Origin of the sequence: Kribbella monticola (genome assembly GCF_003261635.1) — a bacterium.
Taxonomy (GTDB): Bacteria; Actinomycetota; Actinomycetes; order Propionibacteriales; family Kribbellaceae; genus Kribbella; species Kribbella monticola.
The window spans coordinates 114,724-127,644 of the sequence record NZ_QFXK01000004.1; the positions used below are offsets into that span (position 1 = coordinate 114,724).

The following is a 12,921-nucleotide window of genomic DNA, read 5'->3' on the forward strand; positions in this document are numbered from 1 at the left end:
GCGACCGGTCAGCTCTGATCGAGTCGAGCGATCAGTGTCTTCGGCGCGACCTGGCGATAGGCGTCCTCGACGATGTCCTCGAGCTGCTCCCAGTTCACGCCGTCCACGTCGAGATACACCCCGAGCCAGCCCCGATGCCCGACGTACGGCGGCCGGAAGAAATGTTCGGGATCCGCCGAGATCAACGCCTGTTGCGCACCCTCGGGCGCCGCACACCAGAAACCGGTCCGATCGTCATGATGCTGATCAGCGAACATCACGAACGTCTTCTTGTCCCGGACGAACCAGGTCGGCTCGCCGTGGCTCAGCCGCTCGGTCGTCTCCGGCAACCGCAAGCAGATCTCCCGCAACCGCTCCAACCCGTCCATCACCGACCTCCTTCACCCCTTCAAGCCGTCCACAACGACAGTCGTTCTCAGCAAGCAGGATCACCGTCGCGACCACCGGCCGCTTCCGTCTCAGCGACGCGGTCCCGGGGCGACCACGCCTGCCTCGTACGCGTACACCACAGCCTGCGCCCGATCTCTCAGGTCCAGCTTGGTCAAGATCCGGCTCACGTGAGTCTTCACGGTCTGCTCGGCGAGCACCAGCGTGGCCGCGATTTCCCGATTCGACTGTCCGCGCGCGATCAACCGCAGTACGTCGGTCTCGCGTGGAGTCAGACCACCCGCCGTCGCCGGCAGCACAGGCTGCACCTTTGCAAAGTCCTCGACCAGTCGCCGCGTGATCGAAGGAGCAAGCAACGCATCCCCCGCGGCGACGACCCGAACCGCGGCAGTCAATTCATCCGGAGAGGAGTGCTTGAGCAGAAACCCGCTGGCGCCCGCTCGCAACGCGTCGTACACATACTCGTCCAGATCAAAGGTGGTGAGCATGATGACCCGAGGCGTCTCCCCAGGCGCCACGCCGGCAAGGATCTGCCGCGTCGCGGCGAGCCCGTCCAGCACGGGCATCCGGACGTCCATCAGAATCACATCGGGTACGAGCTGTTCGGCCAACTCGACGGCCTCAGCTCCGTTCGACGCCTGGCCGACCACTTCGAGATCCGGCTGCCCATCCAGCAGCGCGATGAACCCGGCCCGGACGATCTCCTGGTCGTCGACCACCAGCACTCTGACCGTCACCGACCAGCCTCCTCGCTCAACGGGATGGCTGCCTCCACCAGGTAGCCACCATCAGCAGTCGACCCGGCGTGAAAGGTCCCGTCCACCAATGCCATTCGCTCACGCATACCGATCATCCCGTGCCCGCTGCCGGGCGCCGTCGGCACCTCAGCACGAGCCGGCCCGTTCACCACCGTCAACCGCAGCTCAGCACCGATCACCCGAACAGCCACCTGTACTACGGCCTTCGGCGCATGCCTCACCGCGTTGCTGACCGCCTCCTGCACGACCCGATAGGCGTTCAACTCCACAGCCGGATCCAGCCCCACCGGCACCTCAGCCTCCAACCGCACATCAGCCCCAGCCCGCCGAGTACTAGCCACCAACTCCCCCAGCTCCCCCAACCCCGGCTGAGGCGCCAACTCCCCCGACCCGACGCTCTCCCCCCACACACCTGCTCCAGCCGAACCGGCCACTCCCTCCGACCTGCCCACTCCCCCCGACCTGCCCGCTTGCCCTGGCCGACCTGCCTTCGCCGAGCTATTTGCTACCGCTGATCCGCCCACTCGCTGTGACCTGTCTGCTCTCGATGAGGCGGCTGCAATTGTTGGGTTGCGGAGGTCAGCTGGGTTGTGTTGCGGCTGGTCTTCGGGAGTTGGCTTCGCCGGGTCTTCGCGGAGCAGGCGTAGTACTCGTCGCATTTCTGTCAGGGAGGAACGAGCGTTCTCGGCGATACCGGCGAACTCCTCGCGCGCGTCATCGGGCAAGCCGGGAAGTCGATGCGGCGCACTGTCGGCACGGACAACGACAACCGAAAGGTGATGGGCAACGACATCATGAAGCTCCCGCGCGATCCGAGCCCGTTCCTGCCACCGCGCCCGCTGCGCCCGCTCTTCCGCGCTGATCCCCTCCTGCGCGGCCAACTGGCGCCGGGTCTCCGCCCGCGATCGCAACAGGTCTCCCACGACGACCGCGACCGCGGAGAAAACCGCCATGGTCACCAGCCCTGGCCAGCTACCGCGATCCGGCGCGACGACCATCGCAACGATTCCAACGACCTGGGTCATGACCCACCAGCCGGCCAGCTCCCGCCGCGACGCACTCCGCGCACCGACGATCGCCAGGACGGCTGCATGCCCGAAGACGCTCGTCACCGGCCACGGCCACGCCTCCTCGGACGAGACCGGGACACTCACCGCCGCAATCAGCGCCGCCACCAGCAAGGAGACCGGCACACTCAACACCGGCCGCAGCCAGGCCAACGCCAACCCGACCCCGCGAGCAACCCCCAGCGCCAGTGCCGCCCCCAACGGGATCCGGTAATGCTGGCCGAGATCAGCAGTCGTCAGAACCAGCAACCCCGCAGTAGCCAGCGCGGCCCACCACCCGCCGCGTCCCTCAGGCCACCCGTCGACCGGCCCGATCCCAGCGTCGATCCGCTGAACCGGGCCGTCCGAGAAGCGCTTATCACTGCTCACAGAGCGAAGCCTAGGGTGCATGCCGCGCGCATCGACATCAGATCTGCCGGGTCCACGAGTAGAAGAACAGCATTCCGCCGACAGCGATGAAAGTGGTTGCCGGAAGCACCCACCACCCGACCGCCGACCCGTACAGCCGCCGGATCGCCGCGGCATGCAAGAGCGCGAGACCACGAAGTACGAACGGAATCAGCACGATGATCGGCAACGCGATCCCGGCATGTACCAACCACGCACCGGCCTTGGTCGGGCCGCCCCACGTCCCCGGTCCGAACGGTCCGTCCTCCACGAACCCGTAGAACGGTCCGCGGACGACCGACAGTACGAAAAGCATCAGCAGGAACAGACTCAGGAACCCGAACACCAAGCTCAGAAGCCCATGAGCAAAGGACTTCACCGCCCCCGGCCGCCGAAGCCGCACAAGTTCCGGAGCCCCTAGATACCCGGCCAGCCTGCGCCACCGCCAGTACACCGACTCCAACCGCCCCACCACTGACTCCCCCATCACCACGAGGCCAACCCCGAGCAACGCAACCCCATACCCCCCACCCCGCACCAACCGGCCCACCCTCCCGGTCAAACCAGCACCGTGGCCCGCACCCCCACCCCTCCCCGCACCACCACCGGCCCCAATCCCGTTCCCCCCACCACTCCACCCGCCGCCCCCACTCCCCACCCGTCGATCCACTCCAACTCCGCTCCCCCGCCGCCCACAACAGCTCCGCTCCCCCGCCGCCCATCCACAACAGCTCCGCTCCCTGGCCGCCCGTCGACACCGGCGCCGCTCTCCCGCCGCCCGTCCACAACAGCTCCGCTCCCCGACCGCCCGTCCACAACAGCTCCGCTTGCCGGCCGTCCGTCGACACGGGCGCCGCTCTCCCGCCGCCCACTCACGCCAGGCCCGTTCCCCAGCCGTTTGTCGGTCCCAGCTCCGCTTCCACGGCGTTCATCCACGCCAGCTCGGTTGCTCGCACCTTCGGCGGCGGCCCCCGGCTGCTGACCGGATTGCGGTTGGTTGGCGTTGGTTGGGCGGGGCCGGATGTTGTCCGTCATGGCTACTCCTCGGTCTCAGGTCTCGAGATTGAGCCTAGGAATCAGCGTGGTCGGGGACGTCGGGCCAGGGAGCCAATTCGGACCCCCTACCGGAGTACCGAGTGTGGTGTGATCTACGTCACAGTGACCACGGTCTGTGCCAAAGCGTTACACGGTCAGTGCCGATTGGTGTCAGCGGCCAACTCACGCCGTAGGCGTCAGCGGCGATGCCGCGCCTGAGAGGGAGGTTCGGACAAATGCGCATTCGGAACCTGGCAGTGACCGCCACGCTAGTCCCGGTCCTGATGCTCGCAGGTTGTGGCAACAACGAGTCGTCCGATGTCGCGGCGGGATCACCTGGCGCGCAGAAGGCGGCCAAGCACGGCCTGGACACGGTCGCCGACGGTTCCGCCCAGGTCGAGGGCTCGCCCGTCTCGGACGACCCGGTCGTCAACGCGTACTACGACTACCGCGTCGCGTTGGACGTGATGATGCGCAGCGGCGGCAAGGCCACCAAGCAACTGGTGCCGGTGATGACGAACAGTCTGTACCGGGCGATCAGCGCGCAAGCGAAGTATTACCGCACCAAGCGCCTCCACAACACCGGAGTCACCACGGTCGTCTGGGCCAAGCGCACGCTGCTGGCCGACGGCGTGATCGTCCGGGCCTGCTACGACACGAAGAAGGCCACCACCGTCGACGCGAAGGGCAAGAGCGCGCTTCCCCCGAAGACCCCGACCCGCTGGCTGGACGAGATGCGAGTCGAACAAGTCCAAGGCCGATGGATCGTCGACGGCGGCCGCACCACCCCCGTGAAGTGCTGACCCAGAGCACTGACCACCCCGGTGACGTGCTGACCCAGAGCACTGACCGCCGTCGGGAAGTGCTGGCGCTCAGCACTGACCGTCTCGGCAAGGGTCATCCCTTGACGACCGCACACGCGACACTCACTGACAGTCAGACCTTGGCGGGGCATGCACCGCACTTGCCTCCGGCGAGTGCGACTGCAGTCCCTTCCTTTGACCCCGGCGACGGGGCTCCAGACGACTCCGGTCCGCTGCCCGCCTAGGGCACACCTCGCGGCTCGGAGCCAACTCGCAGCGCGGAGAGCACACCCCTCGCTCTCCGCGCTGTCTGTTTTCCTCACACCACAGGCCAACTCAAGCCACCCACTCCGAGCGCGTCTAGAGGGCGCATGCTGGCGCCTGGCTAGGAGTGGCGGCTGTCGACGTGGATCGGCGGCTCTTGGGCGGCGCATGCTGGCGGCTGGCTAGGAGTGGCGGCTTTCGATGCGGATCAGGGCTTCTACTGCGGCGTGGAGTTCGGCGTCGTCGGCGGGGCCGGACCAGACGATCACGCGGGCCTTGGCGCCGAGTTTGGCGGCGACCAGTTCGCGGGCGGGGGTCGGATCGCCTTGATTGAGGAGTACGACGAGGCGCCGGCCGTCGCGCTGGAGACGGTCGAGCAGCGGCGGCAACGTCGAGCCGTGGAACAACCCGGGATCGCTCTTCACCTTCGTCTCAATCATCACGCCGCGCCCGCGAACCACGAGCAGAAAGTCCGCGCGGTCCCGAGTGAACTCGCGATCGTGGTACACCCGCGCCTTCGGCCACAACCGTTTCAGTGCGAGATCGACATCGGCGTCGTACCGCGCGGACAGCCGGCTCACTCGCGAACTCGTCCCGCGAGGCCGAAGCTCCTCAGGCGCGCGCCGGCCCCGGCGTCGGCGGCCCAGCAGTGGCAAGAACCAGCGGCGGAACCTGGTGTCGATCATCGGCGGACCCCCTGGACCTAGCCCGGCACTCACCGAAATTCTCTCAGCACCCAAGGTGACTGGCCACTCCAGCACTGACGCCACCCCAGATCGTGACCCCACCGCGACGAACGCCCAACAAACCCGCGATCACCCCGCAGCTGATGACCTGTCCAGACCGCGCTGGCCCTACCGGACGCCGGTCGATTCGACCGCGGGCGCCTGGTGTCGAGCCGAGGGTGCCTGGCGTCGAACCGCAGGGGGCCTGGCGTCGAACCGCGGGGTGCCTGGCGTCGAACCGCGAGGTGCCTAGTGTCGAACCGCGTGGTGTCGAACCGCGGGGTGCCTGGTGTCGAACGGAGGTGAACCGGCTGGGCCCGACAATGGGGTGTGCCGACAGTCGAGGAGGACTTGTGAGTTCGAAGCAGTGGAAGGTCCACTTCAAGTCGGCTCCGAGTGAGGTGTACCGGGCGCTCAGTACGCCGCTCGGCCGGTCGCGATTCTGGGCGGAGTCCGCCAAGGAGACCGACGGGGTGATCCACTTCGTGCTGCCGGGCGATCGCACCGACGACAGCCCGATCGAGAAGACCGTCAAGGACCGGGTGTACGCCGTCCGGTACTTCGGCCGGCTGCTCACCTTCTTCATCACTCTCGACGAAGAATCCAACGGCACCGACCTGACGCTGGCTTACGAGGCCGACGACTCTCAAGACGCCGCAGCCATCGAGGTGGACGCCGCCACCTGGGTCTCCCTCCTCCTACGCCTCAAAGCTTCCGTCGATTTCGGCGTCGACCTCCGCAACCACGACACCACCCGCACCCTCCACTACGCCGACGGCGCCTGAGGCGACAACTGCCCCTCACCGCAACTGTCGACCATACATCCACCGCCGGTAAGAACCGGGCCCACCTCGGCGCCTCGGCGGACAGGATCCATGCCACAGTTGTTGCTGCAGGCAAGGATTTATTCGGTTGCGGCCGGTGAAGCCCAACAGGTTGGGTGGTGTGGTTGATCTAGGGAAGGAACAGTTGTGGACCCGGTGAGTGCCGCGGAGATTCGGGGAGCGTTCGTCAACTCGACGAAGAGTCTGGTGAAGGCGATGACGCTGCCGCGCGACTTCGACGAGTTGCCGTGGGAGTCGCTGGACTACCTCGGCTGGCGGGATCCGAAGGCACCCGCGCGCGCCTACCTCGTCGTACCGCGGGACGATGGGGTGACTGCCATCGCGCTCGGTACTGCGGCGACCGGGAAGCCTCGGCGTGGGACGGGGTTGTGCGACCTGTGCCATACCGCTCATCAGGTCACCGACGTCGCGTTGTTCGCCGCTCGGCGGGCCGGTTCGGCGGGGCGGGCCGGGAACACCGTCGGCACCTACATCTGCGGTGACCTGGCGTGTTCGCTCTACGTCCGCGGCTTGCGCGACCCCGAGGTGCCCCAAGGCGAAACGGTCCCGACCGAAATCCGCGTCGATCGGTTAGGTCAGAGGCTTGATAGTTTCGTCAGCCGGGTACTCGCATAACCGCTGGCGATGACTACGCTTGGCCAAGGGTCTGGGGCAGGCCGCCGAACCGGGAGTGAGACGCGAATGACGGAGTTCAGAATCACGCACGAGATCCACGAGGTCCACCCGGACATCCGCGAGAAGCTCACTGCGACGACGATCGAGGCGATCAACGAGTCCAGCTCGCGGTCGGCCGAGGACGCGGCGCTGGTGCTGCGGCACAAGCTCGGCGAAATCGGCGTCCACATGAGCGATGCGGCGTGTCTGGCGGCGGTCGAGCGGATCCGCTCCGGCAAGACGCTGCGCTTCGAGATCGAGCGTCGCGAGGGTGACGAAGAAGCCGACGACGAGTAGGTACTTCGTCGGCGTCGACCTCGCCTGGGGACAGCGGGGCAGCACGGGTCTGGCCGTGATCGACGACAGCGGCGTACTGCGTGAGGTCGCGACCCGGCAGACCGACGAGGAGATTCTCGCCTGGTTGCGTCCTTGGACCGACGGGCCGTGTTTCGTCGCGTTCGACGCGCCGCTGATCGTGGTGAACCCGTCAGGCAAGCGCTTGTGCGAACGGCTGATCGGTCAGTACTTCGGCCGGTACGGCGCACACTGCCATTCGGCGAACACCGCCAATCCGAGCTTCGCCGACGGATCCCGAGCGCTGCGGCTCGCCGAGGCGCTCGGGCTCGAGGTCGACCCGACGAGCACCTCCGTACGGCGAGCCGCCGAGGTCTACCCGCATCCCGCGCTGGTCGCCTTGTTCGACCTGCCGCGAATCCTGCAATACAAGGCGAAACCAGGACGCGACTTCAATCACCTGTACGCCGAGATGCTCCGGCTGGCCGGCTACCTGGAGTCCCTCGCCGACGCCTCGCCGCCGCTGCACCTCGCCGACAACGCCGACTGGCAGTCGATCCGTAAGAATCTCGACGCGGCGACCCGCAAGGTCGACCTCAAACGCCTCGAAGACGCCATCGACGGAGTCGTCTGCGCCTACATCGCCTGGTACGCGACCATCCACCCCACTCGGACCCGCACCTTCGGCCACCCCGCCACCGGCACGATCCTCACCCCAGTCACGCCCTTCATCCTAAGAAGTGGCCCCGGTGTAGCGCCGTAGCCCCAGTCGCCACAGAAGCAGCGTCCCAGCCGTGAATCCGGTCGCCAGGAGGACAGCCATCAGCAGGGTGCCGAGCTCGGGTCCCTGGACAAGGGTTCGGGCCGGCCAGGTCGTGATGACGGCGACCGGGAAGGCGAACGTGAGGAGCTGCCGGATCCAGCGGCCGTAGATGTCGATCGGGTAGCGACCGAACTCCCAGGCAGCGCCATGGAGCACGCCGAGGTTGAGGCGAGGCGCCCAGAAGGCCAGCTCGTGCGTCTCCTCCGCGAGGGCAACTTCCCGGCGGCGATCATCCGTTCCGCCCTGACCGAGATGCACTCCTCGGCGGACGGCCGTCCGGAGCGGGTTGGTGCCGAACTCAGCCGTCGCGATCTCCACCTGTACGAACGCAGCCTTGGCCGGCTGCGCGCCGACGCCGCTCTCATTGCCTATCTGGACTGGCGAAACGGTCGATCAGATCTGCGGGGTTAGTGCGCTGGCCGTCAGTAGCGAGATGAGGGTCAGGTCAGCGGCTGCGAGGGATTCGGGGCCGCCTTGTTCGCGGTCGATGACGCAGAGGGCTTCGCGGATGTCGGCGCCGAGGGCGCGGAGGTCGGTGGTGGAGAGGACGATCTGGCCGCCGCTGGTGACGACGTCTTCGACGACCAGGACGCGGCGGCCCGCGATGTCGGCGCCTTCGGCCAGGCGGCGGGTGCCGTACGGCTTGGCCTTCTTGCGGACGAAGGCGCACGGTAGACCGGTGTGCCGGCCCAGCGCGGTGACGACCGGGATCCCGCCCATCTCGAGCCCGGCCAGTACCTCGATGTCGGCGGGCACCAGGGGCGCCATGGCTTCCGCGATCGCGTCGAGCAGCACCGGATCGCCCTCGAAGGAGTACTTGTCGAAGTAGTGATCAGTCGTCACACCGGAGCGGAGTACGAACTCCCCGGTCAGATGTGCCGTTCGGTAAATCCGGTCACCCAGCTCAGCGAGATCCACGGCCGCACCCTATCCAGCCTCAGCTCGCCCGCTGAGCGCCAGGGTCTGCCGGCAGCAGACGACGGAAATCCTCGACAGCGATGATCGGTACGCCGTACGCGCGGGCGACCCGGGCTTTGACCGACAAGCTGTCCACGTCGGCCGCCACCACGAAATCCGTGTCCGGCCGAACCGCCTCCTGCGGCACGAAGCCCGCCGCGACGGCCCGGTCCCACCAGATCTCGCGTGGTTCGATCATGTCTCCCGTGAACACCATCGTGCTGCCCGGCGGGAACCCACGCGCTCCCGGCCGCAACGGCACGGCGTACGCACCGCGGCTGGCGGCGACCAACGCCGCATCCACATCGGACGCGCGATGCCCGAGCATCACCGCCACCTTGTCGAGGTCGCTGCGCTGCTCAGCACTCACCTCGCCGGAGCCGTCACCCCATAGTGCCGATGCCAGCCCGGCCACGTAGTACCCATGAAGCTCGTCGACCTGTGGTCGGGTGAGGCCCAGCTCGGTCGCGACGTGGACCAGCTGATCGGCGTCGGCCTGGGTGATCTCGCGATCGGCTAGCACGGTGTCGAGGACGGCCAGGTAGGAGTTGGCTTGGGGTGGATCGGGTACGCGCGGCAATTGGTCGACCAGTCGGCTCATCCAGCCGTGGCGTCCGCCTGCATGGACAGGACGGATCCTGGGGGTGAAGGAGGCGGCCGGGATTGTTGGCCAAGGCAACCTTCGCACTTCCTCATACGCCCACTGCCACGGCGGTGGGCTGGGAAACGCTTGCAGATAGCGCTCGAAGAGCAGCGCCGTCGCCCGGGTGTCGGCCAGCGCCGAATGCCAACCCTCCAAGGGAATCCCGGCCGCTGCGCAACAGGCGCCGAGCGTCCGTTTCGCGCCGGGATACAGATAGCCGGCCAAGGCCATCGTGCACATCGCCCGCTCGGTGATCAGCGGCACGGCATAACCGGCCCGCGCGAACTCGGCCCGCAGGAAGCCCAGATCGAACTCCACGTTGTGACCCACCACCATCCGCCCGGCGAGCAGCCCTGCCAGGTGCGCGGCGACATCCCGGAACTCGGGCGCCGCGAGCACGTCAGCGGTGAGAATGCCGTGGATGTGTTGTGGACCGAGATCGCGCTGTGGATTCAGCAAAGTGACCCACTCGTGCTCCGGCCGGCCCCGCGCATCGAGCAGGACGACGGCGATCTCGATCACCCGATGCCGGTGTCCTGGCAGCAGGCCGGTGGTCTCGGTGTCGATGACGGCATACATCCCCAGCGCCTCCTCCAACGCGAGCCCAGCAGACGAGAACAGCCGGAATCCCAACCCGGCAAGCCGATCCGGACCGTCCGATCCGGCTTACTCCAAGCCAACCAGACCCCACCGACAGTTTCCGCTCGCGCGTCCCGGGAGTTCAGGCCGGCGGTACGTCGACGGCGATCTCCTCCCCGAGCTTCGCCCCACCCGCCAGATCGAGGTCGTCACCACTCCAGAACCGCCCCGGGTCGTACCAGTTGAGCCGTCGCCCATCGGCGAGCAACCCCATCTCCTCGTACGTCATGGCGACTACCTCGGCGCAGTACGCGGTCTCCAGTTCCAGCTCGCGCTCTCCGCGCCGGAACTTCGGGATCCTCCCCCGCACCCAGCGCGACGCGAGTCGAGCCGTGGAGGGGAACGGCGTCCCGTCGAGCCGCGCGACAGTACGCAGTACGGCGTCTTCCATCTCGCGGGTGACGGTGTGGTCGAGCTGGCGCAGCCACGCGTGCTGCCCGTAGCGGTTCGCCCACGTGACCACAGCGTCGCGGAGATCGTGGAGCTGTACGCCGCGCTGGTGGTTGCCGGTCCACATGTCTGGCAGCGAACGGCCGAGCTCGGCGTGCCACATCAACGGCGGCATGTCCTCCAGCACGATCGCCATGCCCACGTGGTTGACCGGGCTGTTGGTGGTCAGCTGGATCGCCCGGTCCGCCGCACTGTCACCCCGGAAAAGCCAAATGTCACCTGTTCGTGTCAGTTCCGTAGCATCATCCAGTGAAATCCGCGTCTCCACGTCGCTAGATTAATGCGCATGAAGGCATGGAAGGTCGTAGGACTGGCGGGGATTGTCGGCGTCGCGGCAACCGGAGTGGTGATCGCTAGGGGCGAGCGCAAGCGTCGCGCCTACACCCCCGAGGAAGTCCGGGACCGGCTCAAGACCCGCGTCAAAGAAGCAGCCAACGCTTGATCCAGCCCGGCGCCCCCCAAGGGCGCCGGAGATCAACCCGTACTGCGAAGTCGCCGCCCAGCCTGTACTGCGAGGCGGTCGGCCGAGCCCGTCTGCGACGCCGCTGGTCGAGCCTCTACTGCGAAGCGGTCGGCAAATGCACTCTGGACCGTTCACGTCGACTCAAAGGTTGTGCAGGGCAACCTTCTCCAGTCGGCCGGCGGTGATTTCGGCCGTTTGGAAAGTGCAGAACGGCTGCCGTCGTCGATCCGTCGGCGACCCTGGATTGAGCAGCCGCAACCCCTTCGGCGTCGTGGTGTCCCACGGAATGTGACTGTGCCCGAACACCAGGAGATCCACTCCCGGGAACGCGCTCTCACACCGTTCTTCGCGACCACGACTGGCGCCCGTCTCGTGCACCACGGCCACTTCCAGCCCGTCGAGCGACGCCCGGGCGACCTCGGGCAACCTGGCTCGTAGTACAGGCCCGTCGTTGTTGCCCCAGCAGCCGATCAACCTCCGCGACCGCGACTCGAGTTCGTCGAGCAGTTCGACGCTCACCCAGTCGCCCGCGTGAATCACCACATCGGCCTCGTCGATCGCGTCCCAGACGGGATCCGGCAGTCGCTTCGCGCGAACGGGCAGATGCGTGTCCGAGATCAGTACCAAACGCATGCGGCTACTCTCCCACGGTCTGTCTCAGGCGTGGGAGGCGTACGTAGTACGGGTGTTCAGTGTCAGTTCGGTAGTGACTTGATCAGCTCTCTCTCGCGCTCGGGACTGAGGCCCGCCTTGCGTTCGCGATCGAGGCCGAGTTCGCGCTCCCAGGCGAGCGTGTCGCGCAACAACTCCGCCCGCGGCCGATGGGTCAGGCCCGCAGCCAGCGCCGCCTGACCGCTGCGGCTCGACCAGCCTTCGTACCCCGGCTCGGTCAGCCACATCGCGAGCGAGTCGGGGCCCATGTACTGCCCGACCTCCTGCGCCTCCAGCCACTCCTGCGGCGCGAGCACGACCGGTCCCGTGTGCCCGCCGACCTCCCGCACCAACGCGATCCACTCCCCGAACGGCACCATCGGCCCGACGGCGTCGAACGTCCCGCTGCGACCGCTCTCCGCACAGTCCAGCAACCAGGAAGCGAGATCCCGTACGTCGATGATCGAGGTCGCCAGGTCGGGAGTGTCGGGCACCAGCAGGGGCTCCTCGGGCGCGCGCGCTGCCCGGGCGACCCAGGCGCCACCCCGGTCGCTGGCATCCCCCGGCCCGCCGATCAGCCCGGCTCGTGCGATCACCAGCCGATCCCCGACGGCATCGATCGAGGCGAGCTCACAGGCCACCTTCGCCTCGCCGTACAGCTCGCGGTCGGCGACGTCTTGATCCGTGGCGGCCCGCAGCGGCGCCGACTCGTCCGCGCCCGGCGTATCGAACTTCTCGTAGGCGTTGCCCGACGAGATGTAGGTCCAGTGTTTCGCCTTGTCGGCAAAGGCATCCAGCGCACTTCTCACGAACCCTGGTTGCCAGGACACTTCGAACACCGCGTCCCAGTCCTGGTCCGGGACCGCGGCGTACGCATCCGGGCGGCTGCGGTCGGCCGTGATCAAGGTCGCACCCGCTGCCACCGCGCCGCTCTCACCGCGGGCGAGGCAGGTGACGGCATGGCCGCGAGCCAGGGCCTGGGTCGCGAGCTCGCGCCCCACGAAGGCTGTCCCACCGAGAATCAGAATGTCCACCAGGACAGCCAAGCAGGCGCCGGGGACAAAACCCATCACCTC

The 12,921-nt window shown here is 67.5% G+C and carries 17 protein-coding genes; 6 read left to right on the forward strand and 11 right to left on the reverse strand.

All coding sequences use genetic code 11. The features are described 5' to 3' along the window. Nucleotides 1–8 precede the first annotated feature (8 nt). From DIZ26_RS02900 to DIZ26_RS02915, 4 genes are all read right to left on the reverse strand, one after another. Nucleotides 9–368, reverse strand: coding sequence for an MmcQ/YjbR family DNA-binding protein (locus DIZ26_RS02900; RefSeq protein ID WP_112237391.1), 360 nt, complete (start codon nt 366–368; stop codon nt 9–11). A gap of 90 nt (nt 369–458) precedes the next feature. After that, nucleotides 459–1,124 (reverse strand): response regulator, encoded by a 666-nt coding sequence (locus DIZ26_RS02905; protein WP_112237393.1) that lies wholly within the window; start codon nt 1,122–1,124, stop codon nt 459–461. Beyond that, nucleotides 1,121–2,581 carry a sensor histidine kinase gene (locus DIZ26_RS02910; protein ID WP_112237395.1) on the reverse strand — a complete coding sequence of 487 codons (1,461 nt, stop codon included), beginning with the start codon at nt 2,579–2,581 and terminating at the stop codon, nt 1,121–1,123. The genes DIZ26_RS02905 and DIZ26_RS02910 overlap by 4 nt, the downstream gene beginning before the upstream one ends. 37 nt (nt 2,582–2,618) lie before the next feature. After that, nucleotides 2,619–2,948 (reverse strand): hypothetical protein, encoded by a 330-nt coding sequence (locus DIZ26_RS02915; RefSeq protein WP_198675859.1) that lies wholly within the window; start codon nt 2,946–2,948, stop codon nt 2,619–2,621. A 922-nt stretch (nt 2,949–3,870) separates the two neighbouring features. Between DIZ26_RS02915 and DIZ26_RS02920 the strand changes: the two genes are divergently transcribed. Next, nucleotides 3,871–4,437: a hypothetical protein gene (locus DIZ26_RS02920; protein ID WP_112237399.1), complete on the forward strand. Its 567-nt coding sequence runs from the start codon at nt 3,871–3,873 to the stop codon at nt 4,435–4,437. A 446-nt stretch (nt 4,438–4,883) separates the two neighbouring features. Here the strand turns inward: DIZ26_RS02920 and DIZ26_RS02925 are convergent, their stop codons facing one another. After that, entirely contained in the window at nt 4,884–5,387 is a 504-nt protein-coding gene (locus DIZ26_RS02925; RefSeq protein ID WP_112237401.1) for a hypothetical protein, read from the reverse strand. Between the two features lie 392 nt (nt 5,388–5,779). Between DIZ26_RS02925 and DIZ26_RS02930 the strand changes: the two genes are divergently transcribed. The 4 genes from DIZ26_RS02930 to DIZ26_RS02945 all read left to right on the forward strand — a co-directional run bounded on the left by DIZ26_RS02930 (nt 5,780) and on the right by DIZ26_RS02945 (nt 7,982). Beyond that, nucleotides 5,780–6,211 (forward strand): SRPBCC family protein, encoded by a 432-nt coding sequence (locus DIZ26_RS02930; protein WP_112237404.1) that lies wholly within the window; start codon nt 5,780–5,782, stop codon nt 6,209–6,211. 186 nt (nt 6,212–6,397) lie between these two features. Beyond that, nucleotides 6,398–6,886: an FBP domain-containing protein gene (locus DIZ26_RS02935; RefSeq protein ID WP_112237406.1), complete on the forward strand. Its 489-nt coding sequence runs from the start codon at nt 6,398–6,400 to the stop codon at nt 6,884–6,886. A 66-nt stretch (nt 6,887–6,952) separates the two neighbouring features. Continuing rightward, complete coding sequence (locus tag DIZ26_RS02940; RefSeq protein ID WP_112237408.1) at nt 6,953–7,222, forward strand: hypothetical protein; 270 nt, start codon at nt 6,953–6,955, stop codon at nt 7,220–7,222. Continuing rightward, nucleotides 7,197–7,982: a DUF429 domain-containing protein gene (locus tag DIZ26_RS02945; protein WP_198675860.1), complete on the forward strand. Its 786-nt coding sequence runs from the start codon at nt 7,197–7,199 to the stop codon at nt 7,980–7,982. The genes DIZ26_RS02940 and DIZ26_RS02945 overlap by 26 nt, the downstream gene beginning before the upstream one ends. Here the strand turns inward: DIZ26_RS02945 and DIZ26_RS02950 are convergent. The 4 genes from DIZ26_RS02950 to DIZ26_RS02965 form a co-directional block, all read right to left on the reverse strand. Then, nucleotides 7,953–8,360 carry an ABC-2 family transporter protein gene (locus DIZ26_RS02950; protein ID WP_157979557.1) on the reverse strand — a complete coding sequence of 136 codons (408 nt, stop codon included), beginning with the start codon at nt 8,358–8,360 and terminating at the stop codon, nt 7,953–7,955. The genes DIZ26_RS02945 and DIZ26_RS02950 overlap by 30 nt on opposite strands. A 75-nt stretch (nt 8,361–8,435) precedes the next feature. Beyond that, on the reverse strand, nt 8,436–8,960 hold the full coding sequence (gene pyrE / locus DIZ26_RS02955; RefSeq protein ID WP_112237414.1) for an orotate phosphoribosyltransferase: 525 nt from the start codon (nt 8,958–8,960) through the stop codon (nt 8,436–8,438). 19 nt (nt 8,961–8,979) lie between these two features. Next, complete coding sequence (locus DIZ26_RS02960) at nt 8,980–10,221, reverse strand: exonuclease domain-containing protein (RefSeq protein WP_112237416.1); 1,242 nt, start codon at nt 10,219–10,221, stop codon at nt 8,980–8,982. A 142-nt stretch (nt 10,222–10,363) separates the two neighbouring features. Continuing rightward, nucleotides 10,364–10,867: a hypothetical protein gene (locus DIZ26_RS02965; RefSeq protein WP_232828110.1), complete on the reverse strand. Its 504-nt coding sequence runs from the start codon at nt 10,865–10,867 to the stop codon at nt 10,364–10,366. A 150-nt stretch (nt 10,868–11,017) separates the two neighbouring features. Here DIZ26_RS02965 and DIZ26_RS37755 point away from each other — a divergent pair, with 150 nt between their 5' ends. Next, nucleotides 11,018–11,173, forward strand: a complete 156-nt coding sequence (locus tag DIZ26_RS37755) for a hypothetical protein (protein WP_198675861.1) — start codon at nt 11,018–11,020, stop codon at nt 11,171–11,173. 162 nt (nt 11,174–11,335) lie between these two features. Here the strand turns inward: DIZ26_RS37755 and DIZ26_RS02970 are convergent, their stop codons facing one another. Further along, nucleotides 11,336–11,827, reverse strand: a complete 492-nt coding sequence (locus tag DIZ26_RS02970; protein ID WP_112237420.1) for a metallophosphoesterase family protein — start codon at nt 11,825–11,827, stop codon at nt 11,336–11,338. A gap of 62 nt (nt 11,828–11,889) precedes the next feature. After that, on the reverse strand, nt 11,890–12,879 hold the full coding sequence (locus DIZ26_RS02975; protein WP_112237595.1) for an NAD-dependent epimerase/dehydratase family protein: 990 nt from the start codon (nt 12,877–12,879) through the stop codon (nt 11,890–11,892). Between the last annotated feature and the right edge of the window lie 42 nt (nt 12,880–12,921).